The sequence below is a fragment of the Mucilaginibacter paludis DSM 18603 genome (assembly GCF_000166195.2).
GTDB lineage: Bacteria > Bacteroidota > Bacteroidia > Sphingobacteriales > Sphingobacteriaceae > Mucilaginibacter > Mucilaginibacter paludis.
Window position 1 is genome coordinate 3,452,916 of sequence record NZ_CM001403.1, and the last position, 22,417, is coordinate 3,475,332.

Consider the following 22,417-nt stretch of genomic DNA (forward strand, 5'->3'; position numbering starts at 1 on the left):
GAACAATGAACTACTTAGTTATATACGATCTTAAAAGCCGGACGTTTGATTTTGAAAGCTATGGCAACAGTGATGCACTTATCACAAATAATATTGCTTTGATGCAACAGAATAAAATGGAGGTTTTATGTGCCGGTGCTGCTGACAAAAGCGAGCAGCCCCATTTTTCTGCCGGATATAGAAGCAGAGAAATTGGATTGCTGGAACGCCTTTATCGGGAATACGAAGCAGCAACGCAAAAGGCTATCAAGCGCTGGTGAAAGTATTGTTGATGTTTCAAACCAGGGAAGTATTTTATAACTGTATAATCGTTATACAAACTCCATTAGCGGCTTAATTAAACTACCCTCCTTTGAAGCTTCGCTTATTGCGCAAAGAATCCTATCATCTTTAAATAGTACAGTGGTTACCGCAAATACTTTATCGTTATCGTAATAAAAGTAACCGGTAACTGGAACGAATTGAAGTTCAACTGTTTTGTAAAACGCCGTTACCCTTTTGGTACCAGTAATAGTAGTAAGATATAATTCTATTTTCATAATACAAATTTAATCTTTTAAAGGTTCAATTATGCAAATGTTGGTATTATTCAAATATTGAAACTCAATTGCTGGCTGGGGTGCGCTTCCAGGCACGAACGGAACGCTTATTTTTTTCAAACATATTATATTGTAAAATAAATATATCTATATTGTTCCGTCAATTGTTACGGAATGAAATCACTTTTAACGGCACTACTTATCACTATTTTTCTTTCTGGCCATTCCCAAACAAAGGATCAGTTTTATGGCAAGGCATTTAAAGAGCAAAGCCAGATGCTAACTGGAATAGTGCCTGTTAATTTTAAACGTGCAGTATTTTTAACGGAGGATGCTTATAGTGCCGGTAGATTAAACTATCAATCTTATTGCCAAAGCATCAATGGTATAGCCGTTTTATTACAGGAAATGATCAGGACTAAAGGTATTTCCCGGTTCCACACGGCAGGAAATTGGGCCACGTTTTCATTTATGACTGATTCCAACGCTGCCAACCATTTTAAGCCGTTCACTTACGATTTTAACGATTTTACCGGCGCAAAGGATTGGACAAATATGTTTGTGACCAAACTGCTTAAAACACATGGCGGCAATTGTCACTCTTTACCATACTTGTATAAAATACTTTGTGAGGAAGTTGGTGCCAGTGCGTTTCTGGCATTGGCCCCTAACCACATTTATATCAAGCACCTGGATGAAAAAAATCAGTGGACGAATGTTGAACTGACCAATCCCGGTTTTCCGCGTGACCAGTGGATCATCAAAGAAATGGCGATCTCCGTGGAGGCCATTAAAAAAAATATCTATATGGCTCCTTTGACGACAAAGCAAAGTATCGCCATGACCATGTTCGACCTGGCAGCAGGTTATAAAGCGAAATATGGCTACGATAGTTTTGTCCTCCAGGTTACCAATACGGCACTAAAGTATTTCCCTAATGCAGTACCCATTATTCAGTTTAAAGCCAATTGTTTGCTTACCATGATCAAAAGTGAACAAAAAAGGGGCATTCCAGACAGTGTGCGGCTATTGGCACAGATCAGCCAACACAAGAAGACGATGGCGACCGTAGCTGCTTTGGGTTATAAGGATATGCCCGTAGAACTTTATGAACAGTGGGTAAGATCCGTTGAGAAGGAAAAACAAAAGCGAACCAATCTAAACCGATAATCTGATCCTCATGAATAAATTGTTAACCTTATTTATTACGATGCTCCTGTCAGTGATGGCGGTCGCACAGGATAACCCCTATGCCCTATTCGGATATAAAACGAAGACCGTTTATAAAACTGAAAAGCAGGATGAATTTCGCATCAAAAATGCCAATCCTAATTGCGAGGTCAAGATCATTGTTTTTGACCGAGCGCATCATTTGGTGCGGTTGCTTGATAAAAAGGATTCGGTGATCACGACCGTAAAGATCACGGACGACCAGCTTTTGCGCTGGGTTAACGCAGATCCTGCATCAGCAAAATACCCTGAATTAAGCCCATATAATTACGTAACCAATAATCCGATAAAAACCATTGACCCGGATGGCAAGGAGCCGATCGTAACAGTTACCACAGAGGTGATCGGAACCGCTCAACAACGGGTATTAGGTTTTTCTAATGCTTTGAGTAACCCATCACAATATGCAATGACGACCGTAAACGTTTACAAGGTAATTGTAACAGATTCGGAAGACGCCAATTTTCACATGGAGTTCGGTGTGACGCGGGATGCCTTTTCAGTTTCTAAAGGTTCTTATGCGGATGCTTACATGAAGAACGGAAACGGCGACGGTCCCCGAACCGCGTCCAATATCGCTTTTGAGCCACAGGCAGGCAGTGACAATTCCTACGAAGGGCATCAGCAGGAAGGCGGTTATCCTAAAGGTGCAGCCGCCGCTATGTATCTTACCACAGACGACGGCAGCACCAAATTACCATCTGCTCCGAGGCCGGGTGCGGTTGCTGGTGGCTATTCCAAAGATGCCAATTCCGCAACAGGGGTCTTATTTCATGTGGGTGGGTGGTACGATAATGCAAAAGGCAATCCCAGCCTTGCGGCTTCGGAGGCTTGCTTTGGCATAGTCAATCCGGGCAACTCCAAAACCAACCCCTCCAATAACACCGTTAACAGCGTTCTTGGATCTATTTTTGCCCAGGCGGCTAAAAGCCAAAACAACCCAGGCCAGATACAAGTTGTTATTGATCCGAGATCGCAAGTACCTGCCTCCAGAACAGTTAAACCATGATAAGATTAATCATATTAGTGATGTTTCCGCTGCTCTTTGCAGGCTCCCGACCTATCCGTGTTGTTGAAAGAAGTAAGGCAATGCTGATCGAGCCTGGATATTCTGTTATGGAAAGCGACAGTTTATTTAAATACCGCCAACGGCAATACCTGATCAAAACAACAGAATATTTTGATGATGATTGCAAGTTAATCAAGGTAGCGATCTGGAAATCCGAAGGCTATTGGGAAATGTCAAAAAGCGAGTTCAGCAAATTGAAGAACTTTGCACAGGAGAATGGTTTCGATGCTACGCTCGAAGCTAATATTTTGGATAAGCAGCATATTAAAATAAACAATAAAGTCGTCAAGGTTGAATTGATCGACGACAAAAATCACCTGATCTATTACAGGGGCGGTTCGTCAAAGAACCAAACACAGCTATGGAGGATTAAATATAAATAACGCTATAATGCATATTATCTAAATTATTGCGGCACTGATCGAAGAAAAAAGACGAATGCCGTAATCCATAAAAGTTTACCTTTAATTCTCTAAACCTGAACCTTATTCATGAACCACGCTACTACCGAAGTCTGTTCCGGCATTCTGCACGAACGCGGGACTATTCAGTTTGCCTTCTTCTCTTTTTTTAAGAAATCAATAATATACACCCAAATTAAACCCAGTTTGCAAAATGGATAACAGAGTATATTACGGCCAATATTCGCTGAAGCACTGGCTTGACTTAATTTTGAAAGGCAATATTATACTTCCCGAATATCAGCGCCATTTTGTTTGGGGCGAAAATAAAGTGAAGACCCTAATCGAAACCTTGAAGAAGAAACAATTTGTTCCACCCATCACTATTGGTGCTTTCAAAATTGATGATAATACAAGTCAAAATCTTATTCTCGACGGGCAGCAACGGTTAACCAGTATTTTATTAGCATATCTTGGTCGGTATCCTAATAAAGCATCTTTCAAAGCTACTATTGAAAGAATGGCCGACGAAAATGATGATGAAGTGGAAGAAGATGAAGAAATTCTTGAAGATGTCCTGAAATGGAATTTTAAAATGTTAACGAATGAGGGCAAGAACAGAGCGGAGATTATTGGAAAAATTACTGCCGTCAATTATAAAGAGATCAATTTTAATATTGATGAACAATTCCTGAAAAAAACTTTCCTCGGTTTTTCTTACCTGGTGCCACACTCGGCAGTCAAACACGAACAACTCAAATATTATTCTTCTGTTTTTAGAAACATTAACATCCAGGGCGAGGTACTCTTGCCGCAGGAAAGCAGGCAGTCTTTGTATTTTCTGAATGAAGAACGCAAAAAGTTTTTCGATCCTGATTTCAGCAAAGCACTGGTTGTAAAAAACTTCAATACGCAAACCAAAACGGACTTTGTGCGATTCCTGTCCCTATTGTCGCAGTATGCAAAGGACGGCAATAGCAATAGGGTTGCCAGGGGGTTTAAGCCAAAAATGGAAAAATACTATGAAGAGTATATCTTTTCTGTAGTTGGTGAACAGGCTTCTGCATTATTCAAAGATTTCACGACTGTTTTTCCTAATGGTGTGTATGAACCGCGCCTTGACCGGTTAAGGCAAACGATAGACGATTTGGGTATTCCAAAGACTTTTAATTCCATTATTGAAATTGACCTGTATCTTTTCGGGCTGATCTATATTGTCGTGTTCGATGATAAGGTTATTGATATAACCAAAGCCCAGGATATTAAGAATGATGTGGATGCCCAAATAGCTTTATTTAAAGCTGATGATAATCACAAAAAGGCCCCCGGTTCACTTAAATACCTAAAGGCCCGTATGGATGCTTCAATCGAGATATATAAAAAGTATATTCATGAGTAAGCACACCGATTTTATCCGATCACCGATTACTGACGTTCTGAAGGATGTGGTTGCTGCTAATGCTGCCATCGGAAATGGTATTGAAACTTATCCATTGACTGAGTATATCATGCAGTCTGTGTTCTTAAAAATGACAGGCTTTCAGGAACAAAAGATGAAATGTATATCCTGGGAATTAGCCACAAATGATTACGAACACCGCTATAACCGATATACAAAAAAACCTTTGGGTGAGTGTTCTACGTACGACGAGAAAAAAATAGTCTACAAAGATTTAATTGGGTTATTAAAAAAGAACAATCCTGATTTCAATCTCAATACTGCTATCAATAGAGTGGAGATAAGGAGGAACACGTTTACAGCAATCAGAGAGCTTTTTCTAAATTCAAATTTATCAAGCTGGGCAGAAAGCAGCTTTCTCGAACTTAGCAGTGGCGTATTATTTACCCATGAACAATTCGCAACGGAAAACGATTTATTGGTCAACATTTTACAAGATAAATACAGTTTGCTTTATGATCATAGAAACAGATGCGCTCATAATACGCAATCATACCAGGAGAATTTGCCAACGCTCGCTACGATATTGAGCAAAAACTATAAGGACGACAATTATTTTGTCAGGTTTACTTTGCTTATTTTGATAGACAACATCTTTAGGGCGCTGTATGACAAATACCTTGCAATTATGGAAGAGGGTTAATTCTGTAGTAATATTTCCATAACTGAAATAATAAAGTTATTCGTATGACATACGACCAGGCAAAAGAAATTCACCAGCATTTAATTGACGAACTCATTAGAAATGGGTTTTCCTACGTCGATGACCAAATAAATATCCGGTTAACCGAGAATCGGGGTGACGAAGAAATCTTAAATATCACCAGCCGCCCTTCGAGACACCTGTTTTTCTATATCGAAAATGCCATTGACATTTTAGAAAATTCCTGCGCGAATAATTACGACGAGATCGTAAAACGGTTTCAAAGCAATGTATCGGGTGAGCAGATAACAGGTATTGACGTATTACTGGTAGACGGTACGACGTTTGACTTGTCGCAGATGCCCAACCATAAGCCCGTGATAGACATGCTTCGTGCAGTACGGTCTGAGCTACGTGAATCTTCTAATAATAATGAATAACATGGTGCCACTTTCAACCGCTGACTTTACCAGGATAAAAGATACCATTTCCAAATCCCTCAGTGCAATTGCTGCCGTTACCCCGGCTGCAATCGGTCATATTCTGCCCAAAACTGAAGTGGTGGGCAAATTATATGAGGCCCATGTGTTAAGCCGGATGATTCAAGACCTTCACCATATAGAGGGGTTGAAAGTAGACCTGATCGGTACTGGTGGCAGGGTCATGCTAAAACAGAAAGGCGGGCCGATTAATAGGGCTTTCCCCTATTTCAAGCTGTATAAAAAAGGTATTCTTTTCGCTGAGCTTTTTACCGACACCTATTTTAGCACCCTCAGTTATAGCGATATTGGCGGAACACTGGAAAGATCAAGTTATCACGAATTGGATATTGCCTTGTTGAAACCAAACTGTGCGGGAACTCCCTCTTTTGACCAGGTATTCATTGCGGCAGAGTGTAAAGCAACCGACATGCAGAAAAGCATTTTCAGGGAGATACTTGGATTTAGACGGGAATTAGGCTGTTTGGTGCCTGGCGGAATCCCCACCAATTTCGATCACTGGCCGGAAACACACATCCGTTGTAATCCGGCATCTGTTCACATTTTCTATTGCACCGATAAAACAGTAGATGACTACAAGGAAAACGCCAAAACATACGGTATAGTTCTAAAGCACGAACCAATGAGTTGAGCGGCGAAGCACGGCAGAATGTTTACGATTTGAGGAAAAACCAACAATAAAAACACCTCCATTTTCCAATATAATTTGACCAAATAAAGTTAAATTGTGGCTCATGTTTATGGTTGAGTTAAATATTAACACTTATTGGTTAATGTTATATTAATTGTAGGAATAAGTACAACCTTAAAAAATTAAGTGATTGAGGTGCCTTGATAATCTATTTCAGTTTGTAAAAAGACAGTAGCAAATTAACGGAAGGGCTACTCACTTAGTCATCGTCGCTATGTTTTTATTTATCCAAACCTTGGTGTAACCCATTTTAAAACCCCTATATTTAGTTTGAAATTGTGCCTGGTAATGATAAAAAACAGGAATTCAAAATCGGTGCAAAATGAAATATCTATTCGTACTCATTCTTTTTTTTTCCAACATTCCTTTGAACGCTCAAAATATAAAGGATAAAGAGCGAATTGTTGAAAAATGGACGAAAGCAACAGTCAATGTTCTATGCTATTCGAAATTGCAAAGAGACTGGTTGTTGAGTTTAGACAGCGTTTTCAGTGCGGGTAAGATCGATTCCGTTTCCTATCAAAACTATATATACCAGCTAATCGCTTTAGGTAGCACAGGTACCGCGATATGGCTAACGTATCAAAATCATAATTTTCTACTTACAGCCAGGCATGTGCTTGAAGATGTCTCAATAAGTAAAGGGAGCTGTTTTAGCGAAATCCATATCATAGAAAACGACACCATTCACTCCATAGACCGATCAAAATTTGAGCCTCGTCCACATCGGACTTTTGCGGCTGAGGTAGGCACTCCCTCAGATAAGTTATTTGTAAATAATACGAAGTTATTTAAATTCTCTCCGGTAGATGATGATATGGCAGTTGTCAATATTGATTCGTCCTATTACGCTTATGGGCTATTCAAATTTCTGAGATTGAGTGGCTTTCAACCAGTCGGGATAGAAGATATCGACACTCTTTTCAAAGTTAAAAATGGCGATCCAGTGTTCGCAATTGGTTATCCTAATGAATCCGTAACGAAACGAAAGAATACCAAAGAACTTCCCACAAGCTATGCTTTGGCAACCAGCCCGATCTATACGATACCTATCATCACCAACGGAGTTATTTCCGATATCAATAATGGCAAAAACACCTTTGAGATAGATGTTTTTACTTATCATGGGTTTTCAGGCGGGCCAATTATCAACAAAAAGGGTAAGCTGATTGGTATTACTCATGGAGCCTCAACACCACGCAAAAGTAATTCTAAGGGAAACTATTTGGAATATCATGGCGAGTTTAAAAAGTCGACACTCCTGATACCGCTGCTTCATGATGTTATCACCCAGGTTCAATCTCAACAGATGCAGGCCCGGAGCTTCTGATCAGATAAATTGGCTTGATGTTGTCCATATAAACTATTGTGTTATGATTTGCTCAATTAACCAAAACTATTCTTTTGGGCTTTCGACAATTATTAGGGTAAAAACGCGACCCTTATTCCTTGCCTTCTGTGTAATATACTATATCACAGGTATCGGTATGCCGCTCGTTTTCGATCTTTATTTTCACCAACACTTTTCCATCGGGCAATTAATTTCCGGTATCAGCCACTTTTGGGCAACACTTTTTACCGTTATTATTGCTGGCCTTACGTACACTTTTTTGATGTACGGCATGCTAAAAAAAGCTGGTGAGATTCCCCGGAAACCGGTTTGGCAAATCTTACTCATACACATCATTGTTCTATCGGGCATTTTCGGCCTTATGTTGGCTATCTCAAAAAGTATGCTCACCACGGTAACCGCGGTAGCCGGGCTAACGATGTATGTCGGCATTTGTCGGTTTATGACTATCAGAAACTTGTTCTTTCATATACAGATGCTTGACGATACCAACTTGATTCAATGGCATTTCCTATAAACCTGGTTAGTATTCACTCCCACCCATATAATACCGAAAAAATCCGCTCCCTAATCTTTGACCCCTGCTAAAGTTCAAAAAAGCCAAGCCCTTTGGCTTTGGGCTTGGGGCGAACTTCTTATTTCGTCCACCCGTACAAGACCTTTGCGAAGGCATTTGTTGGGCGTCCCGTCAAATCAATTCATGCAACTGTAAGGCAGCGAGAATAATACTTATGAATAATAACCAGATGATAATTCAATTGCCTGTTACATAGTTTTTTACATAAGTAAAGTCTTGCATTTGTGAAATAATATGTTTATTTTTCACATTACCTAAACCAACTGATCATGAAAACAAAATTTACCCTATTGGCCCTGTCTTTGTTCTGTTTTATGAAGCCTATTTTTAGCCAAACCATTCCCATTGGATTTACCAATCAAAAGGCATTCCCGATCCCTTTGAGCGGGATCGAAAAAACGAACAAAACTCTTTTAACACAGGGTGGAACTAAGACCAAATATGTTTCCGTTGATGCCAGCAATTATGTCAGTTTAGCACAACGGTTAGAATCAAACGCCGATTCGGTTGAAAGGGTTATCGCCATCGCTTATCAAGCTAATTTTGGCAAATTGGATATATCCAATACCGATGCGTTAAATGCAAACATTAAAGCCTTGAACGATAAAAGATCAGCAGATATGAAACAGGTATCAGCCGCTCGGAAAGCCGCTAAAGGTTACCGATATTTGGCAAGGACTGCCAATAATTTCAATTTCTTTTTTGTTAAAGATGCCATTGATGCGGAGATGTATTACAACGGTACTTTGAGTGACAATAAAGCCAAGTTCCTAAGTAATTCGTTGTTGGCTTTTAGTTCTGATGGAGGCAAGGCTTCTATTTATAATGAAATTTATGCAGATTATTACGGGCCTATCCGTGTCGGATTCGGAGCATTGATCAGTAATAAGCAAACCCCTTCCACAACAACGCCAGATCCCAATGAAACAAAGAATGATGCCGTTCAAAGGTTATTGGGCGGTGGCGGTAACGGCGTATTTAGTTTTAGCTATCCTATTCTGGATGTGCAAAGTAAGAATGCCTTCTTTGTTAAACTGGCGGCATCGCCCAAACTCGCCTTAGACGTTCCTAAAATTGGCACGGATAACAGTGCTTACGCCGTAAACTATAACCTCGGTGTTGAAGGTTCTATTTTTTATACCGGTGCTTTAAATGTGCTTACCTTTTATACAAATTTCAGATTCGCGCAACTTGCCGGGAACGGCCTCTTTTATGACAACTTAACGAAAACTGACCATAAGTCTTTTAACATGAATCAATTGTCGTTTGGTTTTGCCATTACTTCAACTTTCCGCCTGAGTTATAATTACTATTTCGGCGACGGCTTTGTTACTTCTAATTTTCCGCAAACCATATCTTTTACAATTATTCCGCAGTAAACATTGACCAAGCTCTTTTATTCATTTAAAAACCCTATCTATGAAGTTTAGCTTCCTGGTTATGCTATTGCTTTGTTTATTGACTTGTGTTCAAGGACAAGTATTGCATGCCTTCTTATTTTGCAAAACGAACGATAAAAACATCGGCAAATTTATCGGTATCAATTATGTAAATATGGAGAACCAGTTAAAGGTTATTGCTGCTGCTTTAAAATACAAATATGGTGACCACCATTTAACATCTGTAGATTACAATTTACACCAGGTAAATGACACTTTAAATCATACAGATATTAAACCGGATGATATCGTTGTACTCTATTTTAGTACACATGGCGGCAGGACAAAAAATCATACCGGCATGTTCCCGCTACTTGATATACCTGATTCCGCAATTGAATCATTTAAGGAGCATCTTATTCTATTGAATAAACAGCCGAAAATTCTAATTACGATCATTGAGGCTTGCAATGGCTATGCGATGTTGGAAAAACAAGATCGGTTCATCATGGGATTGCAATCAGGCATCGTAAGCCTGCAAGAAAAATTAGACCCCAACCAAACTGCCAACCTGAAGAAGTTGTTTACCACGGCATGTGAGATCATCGTAACCGCAGGTGAGGTGGGAAAGGACACCTATACCGGCCCGGATGGCTCACCTTTTACCGGCTATTTTCTTCGGTCATTAAATGAATACATAGCTTACAATGAAAAGAAAAGATCCGAGGTCAATTGGTCGAATGTTTTAGACCGTGCTAAAACCTATACCAGTAACTGGACAGCAACGACCCCAATACCTACACATCCGATTTGGCAACTTCGGCAATGTGGTACACCGATTTTTATAAGTGGGGAGGTAAAATACCTGCAAAGCTTTGATGCAGTAGAAAAGCGAGATGTAAGCTTAAAAATAACGTCGAGAAGAAGACTGAGATTTAAAAACCCTTATGACGTTACCTTAAATGTCATTAATGCCTCTAACAACCCTATAGATAGTGTGCAATATTTTTTACATTACACAATGGAACACCCGGTGCTTACTATGACAAACCCGGAACAAGACTTTTATTTAAGTATGGCGCTATGGGGTACGTTTCCCATTAAAGCCAAAGTTTTCTTTGCGGATGGCAAAGTGTATGACCTTTATAAAAATTTCGATTTCAGCAAGAAGTTCAAACTCTTTTAGGTCACGAGAAATAAACACCACCAGCCCATTTCCATTTGCTATTTGCTTGACGGAAAACCGGACTTGAAATCATAACGATATATTATCATCATGACGGCAATTTTGGCCGTTTCAGGCAGCCTGGTGACGACAGTAAAGACTGCTGTAGGTTGTACCGAATTTGTTGATTTGTCCAGGTTTATGCCTATCAAAAACGTATTCTTCCAAGTCGAACTACTTGAAAATGCAAATGTGATCCAATGGCAGTTCTTGTAACCCGAATGTGTTTAAGATTTGAATTTTGCCGCATTATAGCTATATTTGTGATACAATTCGGATATATGTTCTTTGAGATCAACTGTCCCTAATAGGCAGGCGATCATTATAATATCAGGGCTTTTATAACAATATTTAGGAAGGATGGGGAGAAATCTTAATTCGTGGCAGTTTTTTTTACCCGAATACAAGGAATTGATTATGAGGTCTTTATAAGACCAGTTCGAATCTCTCCTTCTCCACACGCGGGATTCCGCTATGATTTTGATTAGGCTGCTCCAAAAAGAGCCGCATTTTTATTTGATTATCAGAAAGTTATGATTGAACACGGAATGTATCGAAGGTGTTCTAACTACCCCTTTATTTCAAAGAAAAAACTATCAGCCCGCAACTAAGACGAGCTGGTACAAAAAGTTTTGAATTTTAAGTGGCTTTATAGAATACGGTCTTCCAGGAACGTCCGGCGCCAATTAAGTTTGATTTTGCGTTGGCCTGAACAGAAATAGACTTGCCATCATTGCTAAACTTCCAAACCTCTGTTACGTCAACAAACATTTGTTTCTGAACATTTACATGGTAAGGAGTGGCAACCATCAGATGTACAATTGAGTTCACAGTCACAGTTTTTCCATCAGCTGACAATTTTACGGTAAACTTCTTTCCTCTTCCCGGGCCATGATCAATTTCGCTTGCTTTACCGTCAAAGGCCAGTTTCTCCCGGCTGGTAACAGCAGCTGCGCCCGGAAACGAGCTTGACACCTCTACGGTTAAAAAATTTGCCCCCTCTGTTATTTTCATTGTTTTTGCTAGCATACGATCTCCCGAGTTATAGCAGCAAACAATATTTCCGTCCATAGCTATCGACTCTTTGGCACTCCATTCGCCGGAGAAGCTCGCGCGATGAGTGCCATTTTTTTGCTGAGCCAGCGCAGGAAAATAAATTAGTCTAACCGTGATGATAGCCAGAACGTACAAAACATGTCTTTTATTTTTCATATCTTATTAAAATTGATCGAGCAAATCTACCCTGGCATCCTTTAGCTTGAAGAATTTGTATTGTAAATAAAAATGTAAACTTTGTAAAAATCGTAAGCAGTATGTTTGATGGCTGAAATATCCTCTCAGGAACGGCAAGTTCTTCTTTATATTGACTGCATTTTTATTTTTGGGATCAGCTAAGCGTCTTTCTCTTTTATAATGGAAAGCAGCTTTTCAATCAGCGTGGCAAGCGTATCAAAAAAGGATTGGTTTATTATAAATCTAAAACTTACAACAAATATAGGTGGAAGAACATCGAACCACTTTTGACAATGAATTCCTGCGTGGTATTTTGTTGATTAACAAAAAGTTGGGAGCAAAAAAACTGGACAGATTCAGAATTATCTGACCTGTCCAGTGTAGTGGTGGCTACTTTACAAATTTCGAACTATTTCCTGTCTGATATGCCTTTAATTGCTCCTTTGAGTTTATAATCAATTGGGTTCAAGGCTACGTTTAAACCCCAATATATTAAGTTTCCAGCTTAACCACTTATTGCCTTGCATCCGCTTCATAATGTAGAATCTCCGACCCAACAAGTGGGAATGCTTTCAATTAGCCTGTAGTAAGAGACAGCCATAATTGTTCGAAGTTAGAACTTCGAATAGCGAGGAAATTTCATTGTTAATTATCACTCAAAAAACTTTTCTTAATTGATTTCTTACCTTGAAGCGATAAGCAAAATGTCTGTTAAATCGCACTATTCATTTTTTAAATAAACCTGAACCTGTCCCTAATTTCGCTTTTGTATGTTTTTCCTATCGGGATCTCATTCTCATCTACCCACAAGCGATTTTCGTGTATCTTTTTTACGCTGTTAACATTAATAATGAAAGATCGGTGTATTCTGACCAACTCTTTTGCAAAAGACAACTTCTCTTCTAAAAAACTCAAATTTTCACTAAAAAGGATGCTTGCTATGTTGTTTTCATTACCATTCTTATAAGTCAGGTTGCAGTAGCTTCCTTCGGCTTTAAGGTATAGAATATCGGTTATCATAATTTTTTTAAATCCCTGAACGTCTCTCACAAAAATAGATTCATTAATCAGGTAAGATGAGTTGTTAGCTCGCATCAGGAGCAACTCGTGGCTTTTTATCGCTTTTATAGCCAGATCAAGAGCTACCGAAATATCAAGCCGAGTAAAGGGTTTGGTTATATATTGTACCGTATTGGTTTCGTAAATCGCTTTTTTTCGTAAATATTCATCTTTATTGTCAGTTATATAAATAATCGGCGCCGTACTAATCTTCCTGATCTCGATAGAAGTATCAATTCCATTAAGCTGACCGGCAAGGTGTATATCCATAATAATAATATCGGCAAAGCCCGGCTTAAAATTTTCTAATGTTTCCTTACCCGATCTGAATACGGCCGGAACCTCATAGCCCATTCCTTCCAGCATCAGTTTTAACGATTCGGCAATTATCAATTCATCCTCTACGATCAGAATTCTTACATTTTCCATTACCCGGTAATTAGCATCTTTTGAGCAGATTAAGTACGTAATTATGTTTTAAACCGCCAAAACATCATTGCATTTTCTTTCGCACAACAACCTGGCACACTGGCAAGGCAATGGCTTACGTTCGCAAGCTTTGTTCTTACATGTCGGAACATAATCCTAATTTCAACTATGCAAATTAGAGAATGAAAAGGGAATTATTGGTACTATCGGTCGCTATCTTGTTAATCGCAGCTTGTACAAAAAGCCCGGATAACACACCACCATCGCAGCAGAGTAATACTGATCCGGTTGTTACCAATACACCACCAATTATACAATGGCAAAAGAGTTTTGGCGGCAGTGGCGATGAATCGGCCAACGCTATACAGCAAACCAAAGATGGCGGTTATATTATTGCAGGCACATCAAACTCTAATAATGGCGATGTGAGCGGCAATCATGGTAAAGAAGATTTCTGGGTTTTGAAGTTAAACAGTGCAGGTAGCATAGAGTGGCAAAAATCGTACGGCGGCAGCAGCAGCGATTATGCAACATCGGTTAAACAAACTAATGATGGCGGATATATTGTTTCCGGGCAAACCTTTTCTAAAGATGGCGATATAACAAACAATACCAGCACGATAGGCGGATCATTTTGGGTGATCAAGCTCAGCAGTGCCGGAGCCCTGCAATGGCAGGAATGCCTCGCATTAAATACGGTAGGTTGCGGTGCTGCCGACATTCAGCAAACTACCGAAGGCGGTTACGTAGTAGTTGGAAACGCCAATTATCTGATGCCTACTTTAAGCTATGGCGATGTTTTGGTAATTAAATTAGGCAATGCCGGCAACATAGAGTGGACCAAAGCACTCGGAGGGCATTATCATGATGGCGCCAAGGCCATACAGCAAACTACCGATGGTGGGTACATCATATCCGGAAATACGGCTTCGTCGGATGGTATTTTTAGTGTTAACCATGGTTCGTTCACCTATGATTATTATGTGGTTAAAATTACTACGGTGGGTGATATACAATGGCAAAAAGTTTATGGCAGTAGTGGTAATGACGATGCAAAATCGGTAAAGCAAACGGCTGATGGTGGCTACATTGTAGCCGGTGATATTGAGGTTAACGACGGGGATGTAACAGGCGGTCACGGCGGCGAGGAATACTGGATTTTAAAACTTGACAATAACGGTAACATAACCTGGAAAAAATGTTACGGTGGCAGCGGTAACGAGATAGCTTATGCCATTCAGCAAACTACGGATAATGGGTACGTTATAGCGGGCACATCGCAAAACTCGACAGATGGGGATGTAACGGTAAGCCATGGCAGTTACGATTTCTGGATAGTAAAAACAGATAACCCGGGTGTTATACAGTGGCAAAAATCGTACGGCGGACAACACGATGATTACGCCAGATCGATAATCCAAACAGTCGATGGAGGTTATATAGTTGCCGGCCAAAGTAATTCTGTTAACGGTGATGTAACGGGCAACCATGGCAATAGTGATTGCTGGGTAGTTAAATTAAAATAAATCCTGTTACAATTTATCGGCCTTTAATTAATATAACGAGTATAAACATTGGCGTCGCATTCAAATTTCAAAACCCAACCTGGTGTAACCAGGCTAATCAATAATTAACAAACTTAAATAAACAACAATGAAAAAGACATTACACTTATTGATCTTAACCGGCCTTTTGTTCTGCGTTTTTAACTCTTGTAAAAAAGATAATAGTGCCGATACAGCTACCGATGGAGCTTATACCATAAAGTTTAAAATAAATGGTGAACAGCATACGCTTACATCAGCAGGCGCCAATACAAGTAATCTTGGTCAAACTGCTACTACAACATATTTTACCTCCATGGCGGGTGTTGATAGCGCGGCACCCAATAATATTTTTGAGATTGGGCTATATACATCAACAACTTTAAAAGCCAATACAACCTTTACATCCAACCCCAATGCCACAACCAATGTGGTAGGCATGGCCTATGCGTATAAAGGCGATGGCTTGGATGCATCATCAAGCGGGGCTAATATTACCTTAACAGTTACCGATGTAACTACCAGTTCAATAAAGGGCACCTTCTCGGGGGTATTAGTCGGCACTTCGGGAACAAAGTACACCATTACCGAGGGGCAGTTTTATTCGGCACTGAGCCAAAAATAAAAGCAGGATGTGAACAGTATTTTTTGCTATCATTAAAGTGTCTGTTTACAAAGAAAAACCTACCGTTCGCAAAGTGTTTGCCAAGAAACTATTCAATTGAACTAATTTCAATGCATGATAAATTGATGGCTATACGCCTTGATCGATCATCTCAATTAATAGTTAGTATTATGAAAAAAAATTATTTGTTATTGTTTTTATCGTTATTTTTTTACGGGTATGCAAACGCACAAATGAAATTGGTTGATATGAAACCAACATGTGAAGGCTTGTCACTTAACCAAAAGGTGAGGCTGTCCGTATCTAGTTTTGATGTATCAACACTTTCAAACCCCGGCCATTTTGGCGATGAACTGGCGCAAATGTTAACTAATGCCCTGCAAAACTCGGGGTGCTTTAGTGTACTGCTCTCGTTAAAAGATATGAAGGGGGTAGAGGGTGAGAATTTTGTAAATTTATCCGGAGCAGTTGCCGCACCAACCGAAAGCGGCCAATATAAAGGCACACAGGTAACTGTGATAGGCAAAGTTATTGAATACCGTGATCCGGAGAGTGCAAACGCCCCGGTAGGTAACTTTAGCGTAGCCGTTGCCAATAACGCGCACATCGGCTTTATTATTCAGCTGATTAATACCAATACGCGCGAAATTATCGATTCAAAGCAATTCAGCGTGGATGGAAAGAAAATTATTGGTCTGGGAGTTTTTACAAAGAGATTAAAATTAGACAGCAAATCTGACGGTCATAAATCTTTCCAGGACGCCGAAGACAAAGGTATTATGCAAGCCGTTCAATACATCGCATCGCGAAAAGACCAAATGCCGATGCCTGGCGCCAACAGCGGAACGCTGGAGGTTAAATCGTTCAGTTCGGCTAATTGCGGTGTACTGAGGTCGGGGTATATACCTAAAGTAATGGTTATTATTCCCGAGTTTCACATTACCCAAATATTACCCGATCCGGCGGGCGAAACTGAGGTGGTCCGTAAATTTATTGATGCCGGCTTTAGGGTGGTTGACCCAGCGCTTTACGCCGCGCTTCAAAAAACCATGCAGTTTGACGAAGCCGCGAAAGACCCGATGAAGGCTATTGCCTTAGGCAAAAAGTTTGGCGCCGACATTGTTATTTACGGCGAAGCCTTTAGCGAGAGAGCGGGCACTATTGGCACACAGATAAGTTGCCGGGCGCGTGTTGAAGCTAAATCGGTGAGAACAGATGACGCCACAATAATTGCAACAAATGGCTTTGAAGCCGGCGCGGTAGATAATGGTGAGTTTGTTGCCGGCAAAGCCGCACTGCGAAAAGCCGGTACCATGGTGGCCGACTATATGTTAACACAGTTTTGCTCAAAAGACCTTAGCTTTGCAAAATCAGGCAGCAGCGCAGTTGGGAGGAGCTTATTAAATAGTGTTGAGATCACGGTAAGCAATACGGACTACGCCAAATTGAAATTATTGGCCGACAATCTGGCGATGAAGGGAAAAGTAATAGAACGCGGCCTTAGCGACGGTACAGGCAATATCAAATTTCAATACAAAGGCAGCATAGATGATATTGCAGACTATATTAGCGGTAAACTGGGTACAAAATTCAGCATCAAAGATGTTGGCGACGGGAAAATTGCATTAGTAGGTAAGTAAAAACACACCCTGTCACATTCGGGATGTATAAATGTGACAGGGTTTTTAAATAATTCTCCAGTTTAGGAACATCAAGTCCGCCGAAAATCATGACTGTTTATTATTACTAAACAGCTCGGAGATATACAAGCCTGCCATAACTCCGAAGGTAATTTCAATTGCGGATACGTACAAAAAGAAATCCTGAATCGGCATCTCCGGAAAAGTGGCGAAACTTTCAGCCTTGTAAATAATAACTAAAAACTCGGCGAGGTTTAATATCCAAAGCGCATAATATCCTAAGCCAACATATCCTTTATTAACTCTTTTGGCCGCAAACGGATACCCGTATAAGTTTTTTACAATAAACTTTAAAAAAAATGCGATATACATAATGCTTACCGGCAATAGTATATACATAAATTGTTTAAACGTGCTGTTTAAAAAGCCACCCTTATTATATAAAAAAGCGGCCGAAGCCAGGATCAAGAGGCGGCTAGCCAAGCCAACACAAACTATTTTAATTTTTACCGAAGCCTCATTGGATGTTTGCATAGAATATTGATCTGAAGGCTTTATCTAAAATTTGATTATACAATGGCAGTTGGTCCTTCACATCATTTTCTGTAGCTACATCAACAAATTCCGATGCGCTGTTAATCCCCGCTGCGCATAATACATTGCCCCAATAAGTCATTTTTTGTGGATTTAACGTGCTATTAACAACAATGGTAAGCGTTATTTTTTCGTGATATTTCTTTTTAGTTACCTCGCCATAAACGTTATAAACGGTAAGGCGTAAAATATTATTTGTTCCGAAAGAGTTATCAGGGTTCACGTGTATGCTGTCCTGCGGTAAATGCTTGCTCTTTTTAAAAAATGCGTTAAACCGGTCAAGGTATTTAATCAAATTATCAATGGGTTGTTTTAATGTGTATTGATGCGTTAAAAGTGAACTTATCCCGGCGTTGTTAAAATCATAATGAAGCTCCATATCACTGCCTTGCACCAAATTTACTTTTTCCTGATGCTCTAACTGGGTATCAAAGTAAATTCGCTTAAAAAAAACGGAGGGATCGCTTGTTTGTATTTCAATTCTTAATTGTGTTGCCGGTACATTGGTGTATTCAACAGCCCTGTAAAATAAAAGGTCTTCGATGCTAATACCTTTGTTTTGCAAACCGGAGCTTACATAATCCCATGCGGTGGCAAACTTTTGCGGGTCTTCATATTCTGCAATGGGTTTCAAAGTAATAATTATTGATTGATTGTGATTGGTAGCTATCGCGCCAATGTTTAGTCTTGTTTCAGTAGTGATGGTACTTACCTTTAAAATTGTGTTCAGTTGAATGGTTCTTAACCATTGGTTGTAGATGCTATCAACACTAATAGATTGCGAAAATGCCGACGAAAAAGATAAAAAAAATACGAAAACAAATAACTTTACTTTTTTAGTATACATATGCATAAAAATACAATTGAAAAAAGACCTGAGCAAATTGAAATGTATGTTATTACGGCTTATTCCGTGTTTTATTTATGTTTTAAAAACGCCGACCTGTTAAACCCTAAAGGCGAACTAATAAAGGAGAAATTTGCACCGAAACTTAAGCAGAAGTTAATAGAAAATTATGGTAATGAATATAATGACGATACCGTTTTTTGGAATGGTTACCAGGATTATATACGGGATACCTATGATGACCTGGCTAAAGCGATGGAAGATGGTAATCCCCAGATCAGAATAAGAAGATTTAACGAATATAAATTTACGCCGATTTTAAAATATGCCGATAAGTTAGATTATGTGAAATTTAACGATTCGTTCAATAATAACGATCAGGCAGATAAAAAAACCGACGATAGCGAGACTTTATCAAAAACGGATAAAGCCCAGAAAGATACCCCCATAAATATCTTAGCGCCATCAACACAGCCTATAAGTATTTCTGCATTGTATAGCCCCAAAAACTACGGACGTATTGACTTGATACGCAACCCCTATGTGGGTAATATTTATCTTTACAACAATGGCGACCTGGTATTTGAAGGCGACATCGACTTACATATAAGGCATTCACTAATAGAGAGGGCTACGCCGCATACCATGTACCGGGATAAAAACCAATGGGTAAAAGTTGATTACCAAAAAGACGGCGAACGGCGAACCGCATACTTTTCCGGATCAGAATATATAGTCGGCCAAGATATATTCCCAGACATTCAAAAAATATTAAGCTGCCTGAATAAGCAGAACGATTAGATCGTCGAAACATCGGCTTAAGTTCTTTACCATTCGAAACGCGTTATGAACAAATGTATAACGCGTAGTTTTTGCCCTTCATTTAAGTTCCAAAATTGCTTGCCAACATGCCCCATGTTAAAAAAAGCAAGCTATCTGATATGTTTTTGCGTTTTTTCACTAACAAAAAGCACGTACGTGCCGCCAGACCACGTACGTGATCCACGTCCGCGAAAGAACGGTTACCCCTTTATATAATTTTACATCGTCGACTTACAAATAATAAAATCGGATCCGGATTTTTTACAAAAGGCATTCAGGCAAAGTGGGGTATAAGGGAGCTTATCCCACCTACCTGTTAAGCCACAGCTCTCCTTACAGAAAGGAGGTATTTAGTATTAAAACGTTAGTGTTTTTTGCAGTGGTTTTATTGGCTGCGGCAAGCTTTACGGGTTGTAAAAAAGATGATTTATCGGACCCGGCGAAAACCTATCACCCTTTAATGGATTCGGGAGATGAAAATCCCCCTATCCCGCCGCCACATGGCAGCCCAATTTCATAAGGTAAAATAACGGTCGTTATTTTATACAGGGTCGCAAATTATTTGCGACCCTTTTTTTATGTCGTTTAAACGGGGATCTCCATTTGATACGATGTACCGTTCATATTTTGAACAGTAAGGCTTGTATCCAATTGCCGGGCCATCAAGTTTACCAGCTTTAAGCCGAACGATGTGTTTTTAGCCGAAGAATTGTGATGGATACCTTTTCCATTATCACTCAATTGAAACAGTAGTTTTGATTTACCCTGCAACCCAAGGCACAGGTATAGTTCGCCGGCGTTACCATCAAACGCGTATTTGAATGCATTGGTGGCTAATTCATTTACAATAAGCCCTAAGGCTACAGCTTTATCAGCCTCCAGTTCTATATTTTCTACATCTACTTTTAAAGCAATATCGGCTCCTTTGCCAAACGATTCTTTAATATGTAGTAATAAACTGCCGAGGTATTCCTTCATTGCTATTTGTGTATTGTTATGGTCCTGGTATAATTTATTATGCACCAGGTTCATGGATGTTAGTCGCAGTTCGTTTTCGCGTAACGCGTTGCGTATGCTCTCATCGTTCAATTCGCCAATTTGCATGGTAAATAAACCCGATAATATTTGCAGGTTGTTTTTAACCCGGTGATGTAGCTCGCGCATTAAAGTCTGCACGCGTTGATTGGCTTTGTTTTTTAGGTGGTAACTGTTATAGGCCGCGGCCGATAATATCAGTAAAAAAAGGGACGCGGCTATAAATATAATGATGAGCCTTTTTTGCTGTAGCACAATTTTATCCCCCAGGCGGTTTTGTGTTGATAGTGCCGCAATATCTTTTTCCTTTTGTACGGTTTGATATTTTATTTCCAATTCACTAATTATTTTGTTTTTGGCGCTGTTAAAGATGGTGTCTTTTATACTGTTTTTTAAATTAACATACAGCAAAGCATTTTTATAATCATTTTGGGTAGTGTATAAATTGCTCTTCATGGCATATGCATCCATCAGTAATTGCGGAATATTCAATGTCTTTGCCGTTTTTTCGGTTATTTGTGCAGCGGCTAATCCTTGTTTAAACTTTCTTTCAGGGAGATAAAGCGCCGCCAAGTCCAAATCACCACGGGCTACCTCTTCCTGCATATTGTATTTTTCTGCGATATTTAATGATCGTAACAAGTAACGCTCCGCTACATTCATGCTCCCCTTCATTTGGTAGGCAGAACCCAGGTTTTGCAGGGTAAGAACCAATATTGATGAGTCTTTTTCGTTTTTGCGTAAGTAGAGGCACTTTAAAAGATAGGCTATGCCCGAATCCGGCTGATGGTATTGCCTGAAGGCGTTTCCTGTATTATTTAACGATTGCGCAATCAATCGCTTATCGCTGAGCTTTAACCTGATTGATAACGCCTTCTTATTATACAGAATGGCCTTGGGGAATTCACCTAATGATGAAAAGCAGGACGCTATGGTTTTATATGCATTGGCCAGGTTAGCTTTATCGCCCGCCCCTTCAAAAAGTCTAGCCGCAAGCAGGCAATAACGGATAGCGTTATCATATTGCGAAAGTTGTATCTGGCACATACCAATATTGAGGTATGAGGTAGCCATACTTGTAAGTTTATGCTCCTTTTGATAATACAGCGCCGAGCTTTTATACTTTTGTATAGCCTGTTGGTACCGGGCGGTACTATGATCAATCAGGCCGGCTATCATCCATGAATCGCCCATCAGCGAATCAATATTGAATTTTTCGGTAAGCTGAAGTGAGTAATTGATATACAAACCGGCCGAATCATATTGCCCGCCCGACCAATATAACCGGGCCATTAATGTCGCGCTTTTAATTTCCGCGGTCCGGTCGTCCTTTTTCTTGGCGAAGAGGTATATCCGCCGGATTCTTGTTATGCCAGCGTCTGGGTTTTTACTGTATAATTTCAGAGCTTTAGCCAACAAACTATCTGTACTTTCCGAATGGGTTTCAGCGTAAGATGAGTGGTATTTTAACAATAAAATAATGTATAGAAAAAGGGAAATGCCGCTTTTAATTGTCCGCATATGA

At 39.7% G+C, this 22,417-nt stretch carries 22 protein-coding genes; 16 read left to right on the forward strand and 6 right to left on the reverse strand.

Going from position 1 to position 22,417, the window contains the following annotated elements; all coding sequences use genetic code 11:
• Nucleotides 1-5: 5 nt before the first annotated feature.
• On the forward strand, nt 6-260 hold the full coding sequence (locus MUCPA_RS14555) for a hypothetical protein (protein WP_008507343.1): 255 nt from the start codon (nt 6-8) through the stop codon (nt 258-260).
• A 51-nt stretch (nt 261-311) separates the two neighbouring features.
• On the opposite strand, the gene MUCPA_RS14560 is transcribed toward MUCPA_RS14555, so the two are convergent.
• Complete coding sequence (locus MUCPA_RS14560; protein ID WP_008507345.1) at nt 312-539, reverse strand: hypothetical protein; 228 nt, start codon at nt 537-539, stop codon at nt 312-314.
• Between the two features lie 174 nt (nt 540-713).
• Here MUCPA_RS14560 and MUCPA_RS14565 point away from each other — a divergent pair, with 174 nt between their 5' ends.
• The 11 genes from MUCPA_RS14565 (at nt 714) to MUCPA_RS38255 (ending at nt 11,280) form a co-directional block, all read left to right on the forward strand.
• Nucleotides 714-1,709, forward strand: a complete 996-nt coding sequence (locus MUCPA_RS14565; RefSeq protein WP_008507346.1) for a hypothetical protein — start codon at nt 714-716, stop codon at nt 1,707-1,709.
• 10 nt (nt 1,710-1,719) lie between these two features.
• Nucleotides 1,720-2,778, forward strand: coding sequence for an RHS repeat-associated core domain-containing protein (locus MUCPA_RS14570; protein WP_008507347.1), 1,059 nt, complete (start codon nt 1,720-1,722; stop codon nt 2,776-2,778).
• Nucleotides 2,775-3,221 carry a hypothetical protein gene (locus MUCPA_RS14575; RefSeq protein ID WP_157543914.1) on the forward strand — a complete coding sequence of 149 codons (447 nt, stop codon included), beginning with the start codon at nt 2,775-2,777 and terminating at the stop codon, nt 3,219-3,221. The genes MUCPA_RS14570 and MUCPA_RS14575 overlap by 4 nt, the downstream gene beginning before the upstream one ends.
• A gap of 232 nt (nt 3,222-3,453) precedes the next feature.
• A complete protein-coding gene (locus MUCPA_RS14580) occupies nt 3,454-4,638 on the forward strand; it encodes a DUF262 domain-containing protein (RefSeq protein ID WP_008507351.1) in 1,185 nt (394 codons plus the stop codon).
• Nucleotides 4,631-5,341, forward strand: a complete 711-nt coding sequence (locus MUCPA_RS14585; RefSeq protein WP_008507353.1) for a hypothetical protein — start codon at nt 4,631-4,633, stop codon at nt 5,339-5,341. Before MUCPA_RS14580 ends, MUCPA_RS14585 begins: the two co-directional genes overlap by 8 nt.
• A 44-nt stretch (nt 5,342-5,385) precedes the next feature.
• On the forward strand, nt 5,386-5,781 hold the full coding sequence (locus MUCPA_RS14590; protein WP_008507354.1) for a hypothetical protein: 396 nt from the start codon (nt 5,386-5,388) through the stop codon (nt 5,779-5,781).
• Nucleotide 5,782: 1 nt separating this feature from the next.
• Nucleotides 5,783-6,472: a hypothetical protein gene (locus tag MUCPA_RS14595; protein ID WP_008507356.1), complete on the forward strand. Its 690-nt coding sequence runs from the start codon at nt 5,783-5,785 to the stop codon at nt 6,470-6,472.
• A gap of 382 nt (nt 6,473-6,854) precedes the next feature.
• Entirely contained in the window at nt 6,855-7,862 is a 1,008-nt protein-coding gene (locus MUCPA_RS14600; protein WP_008507357.1) for a S1 family peptidase, read from the forward strand.
• Between the two features lie 867 nt (nt 7,863-8,729).
• Nucleotides 8,730-9,839 (forward strand): hypothetical protein, encoded by a 1,110-nt coding sequence (locus MUCPA_RS14610; protein ID WP_008507359.1) that lies wholly within the window; start codon nt 8,730-8,732, stop codon nt 9,837-9,839.
• A gap of 40 nt (nt 9,840-9,879) precedes the next feature.
• Nucleotides 9,880-11,025, forward strand: a complete 1,146-nt coding sequence (locus tag MUCPA_RS14615) for a pYEATS domain-containing protein (RefSeq protein WP_008507360.1) — start codon at nt 9,880-9,882, stop codon at nt 11,023-11,025.
• Nucleotides 11,026-11,115: 90 nt separating this feature from the next.
• Nucleotides 11,116-11,280: a hypothetical protein gene (locus MUCPA_RS38255; RefSeq protein WP_008507361.1), complete on the forward strand. Its 165-nt coding sequence runs from the start codon at nt 11,116-11,118 to the stop codon at nt 11,278-11,280.
• A 423-nt stretch (nt 11,281-11,703) separates the two neighbouring features.
• On the opposite strand, the gene MUCPA_RS14620 is transcribed toward MUCPA_RS38255, so the two are convergent.
• The gene (locus MUCPA_RS14620) at nt 11,704-12,276 is read right to left on the reverse strand and encodes a hypothetical protein (protein ID WP_008507362.1); all 573 of its coding nucleotides are present in this window, start codon (nt 12,274-12,276) and stop codon (nt 11,704-11,706) included.
• Nucleotides 12,277-13,029: 753 nt separating this feature from the next.
• A complete protein-coding gene (locus MUCPA_RS14625; RefSeq protein ID WP_008507364.1) occupies nt 13,030-13,785 on the reverse strand; it encodes a LytR/AlgR family response regulator transcription factor in 756 nt (251 codons plus the stop codon).
• A 182-nt stretch (nt 13,786-13,967) separates the two neighbouring features.
• Here MUCPA_RS14625 and MUCPA_RS14630 point away from each other — a divergent pair, with 182 nt between their 5' ends.
• The 3 genes from MUCPA_RS14630 to MUCPA_RS14640 all read left to right on the forward strand — a co-directional run bounded on the left by MUCPA_RS14630 (nt 13,968) and on the right by MUCPA_RS14640 (nt 17,594).
• Nucleotides 13,968-15,311, forward strand: coding sequence for an autotransporter outer membrane beta-barrel domain-containing protein (locus MUCPA_RS14630; RefSeq protein ID WP_008507366.1), 1,344 nt, complete (start codon nt 13,968-13,970; stop codon nt 15,309-15,311).
• A 127-nt stretch (nt 15,312-15,438) separates the two neighbouring features.
• Nucleotides 15,439-15,954 (forward strand): hypothetical protein, encoded by a 516-nt coding sequence (locus MUCPA_RS14635; protein WP_008507368.1) that lies wholly within the window; start codon nt 15,439-15,441, stop codon nt 15,952-15,954.
• 170 nt (nt 15,955-16,124) lie between these two features.
• A complete protein-coding gene (locus MUCPA_RS14640) occupies nt 16,125-17,594 on the forward strand; it encodes a CsgG/HfaB family protein (protein WP_008507370.1) in 1,470 nt (489 codons plus the stop codon).
• An 87-nt stretch (nt 17,595-17,681) separates the two neighbouring features.
• Here MUCPA_RS14640 and MUCPA_RS14645 read toward each other — a convergent pair whose 3' ends face one another.
• Together MUCPA_RS14645 and MUCPA_RS14650 are read right to left on the reverse strand one after the other, a co-directional pair.
• The gene (locus MUCPA_RS14645) at nt 17,682-18,128 is read right to left on the reverse strand and encodes a hypothetical protein (RefSeq protein WP_008507374.1); all 447 of its coding nucleotides are present in this window, start codon (nt 18,126-18,128) and stop codon (nt 17,682-17,684) included.
• The gene (locus tag MUCPA_RS14650) at nt 18,112-19,035 is read right to left on the reverse strand and encodes a hypothetical protein (RefSeq protein ID WP_008507375.1); all 924 of its coding nucleotides are present in this window, start codon (nt 19,033-19,035) and stop codon (nt 18,112-18,114) included. Before MUCPA_RS14650 ends, MUCPA_RS14645 begins: the two co-directional genes overlap by 17 nt.
• Here MUCPA_RS14650 and MUCPA_RS14655 point away from each other — a divergent pair, their 5' ends adjacent.
• Complete coding sequence (locus MUCPA_RS14655) at nt 19,036-19,836, forward strand: hypothetical protein (RefSeq protein WP_008507376.1); 801 nt, start codon at nt 19,036-19,038, stop codon at nt 19,834-19,836.
• Between the two features lie 606 nt (nt 19,837-20,442).
• Here MUCPA_RS14655 and MUCPA_RS14665 read toward each other — a convergent pair.
• Nucleotides 20,443-22,413, reverse strand: a complete 1,971-nt coding sequence (locus MUCPA_RS14665) for a tetratricopeptide repeat-containing sensor histidine kinase (protein ID WP_008507377.1) — start codon at nt 22,411-22,413, stop codon at nt 20,443-20,445.
• Between the last annotated feature and the right edge of the window lie 4 nt (nt 22,414-22,417).

Excerpts from the sequence above, each read along its gene's own strand:
- MUCPA_RS14625 (WP_008507364.1), bottom strand. The coding sequence starts at position 13,785 with ATGGAAAATGTAAGAATTCTGATCGTAGAGGATGAATTGATAATTGCC.
- MUCPA_RS14650 (WP_008507375.1), bottom strand. The coding sequence starts at position 19,035 with ATGTATACTAAAAAAGTAAAGTTATTTGTTTTCGTATTTTTTTTATCT.
- MUCPA_RS14595 (WP_008507356.1), top strand. The coding sequence starts at position 5,783 with ATGGTGCCACTTTCAACCGCTGACTTTACCAGGATAAAAGATACCATT.
- MUCPA_RS14570 (WP_008507347.1), top strand. The coding sequence starts at position 1,720 with ATGAATAAATTGTTAACCTTATTTATTACGATGCTCCTGTCAGTGATG.
- MUCPA_RS14640 (WP_008507370.1), top strand. The coding sequence starts at position 16,125 with ATGAAAAAAAATTATTTGTTATTGTTTTTATCGTTATTTTTTTACGGG.
- MUCPA_RS14645 (WP_008507374.1), bottom strand. The coding sequence starts at position 18,128 with ATGCAAACATCCAATGAGGCTTCGGTAAAAATTAAAATAGTTTGTGTT.
- MUCPA_RS14665 (WP_008507377.1), bottom strand. The coding sequence starts at position 22,413 with ATGCGGACAATTAAAAGCGGCATTTCCCTTTTTCTATACATTATTTTA.
- MUCPA_RS14615 (WP_008507360.1), top strand. The coding sequence starts at position 9,880 with ATGAAGTTTAGCTTCCTGGTTATGCTATTGCTTTGTTTATTGACTTGT.
- MUCPA_RS14655 (WP_008507376.1), top strand. The coding sequence starts at position 19,036 with ATGCATAAAAATACAATTGAAAAAAGACCTGAGCAAATTGAAATGTAT.
- MUCPA_RS14620 (WP_008507362.1), bottom strand. The coding sequence starts at position 12,276 with ATGAAAAATAAAAGACATGTTTTGTACGTTCTGGCTATCATCACGGTT.
- MUCPA_RS14580 (WP_008507351.1), top strand. The coding sequence starts at position 3,454 with ATGGATAACAGAGTATATTACGGCCAATATTCGCTGAAGCACTGGCTT.
- MUCPA_RS14590 (WP_008507354.1), top strand. The coding sequence starts at position 5,386 with ATGACATACGACCAGGCAAAAGAAATTCACCAGCATTTAATTGACGAA.
- MUCPA_RS14600 (WP_008507357.1), top strand. The coding sequence starts at position 6,855 with ATGAAATATCTATTCGTACTCATTCTTTTTTTTTCCAACATTCCTTTG.
- MUCPA_RS14560 (WP_008507345.1), bottom strand. The coding sequence starts at position 539 with ATGAAAATAGAATTATATCTTACTACTATTACTGGTACCAAAAGGGTA.
- MUCPA_RS14575 (WP_157543914.1), top strand. The coding sequence starts at position 2,775 with ATGATAAGATTAATCATATTAGTGATGTTTCCGCTGCTCTTTGCAGGC.
- MUCPA_RS38255 (WP_008507361.1), top strand. The coding sequence starts at position 11,116 with ATGACGGCAATTTTGGCCGTTTCAGGCAGCCTGGTGACGACAGTAAAG.
- MUCPA_RS14630 (WP_008507366.1), top strand. The coding sequence starts at position 13,968 with ATGAAAAGGGAATTATTGGTACTATCGGTCGCTATCTTGTTAATCGCA.
- MUCPA_RS14555 (WP_008507343.1), top strand. The coding sequence starts at position 6 with ATGAACTACTTAGTTATATACGATCTTAAAAGCCGGACGTTTGATTTT.
- MUCPA_RS14635 (WP_008507368.1), top strand. The coding sequence starts at position 15,439 with ATGAAAAAGACATTACACTTATTGATCTTAACCGGCCTTTTGTTCTGC.
- MUCPA_RS14585 (WP_008507353.1), top strand. The coding sequence starts at position 4,631 with ATGAGTAAGCACACCGATTTTATCCGATCACCGATTACTGACGTTCTG.
- MUCPA_RS14610 (WP_008507359.1), top strand. The coding sequence starts at position 8,730 with ATGAAAACAAAATTTACCCTATTGGCCCTGTCTTTGTTCTGTTTTATG.
- MUCPA_RS14565 (WP_008507346.1), top strand. The coding sequence starts at position 714 with ATGAAATCACTTTTAACGGCACTACTTATCACTATTTTTCTTTCTGGC.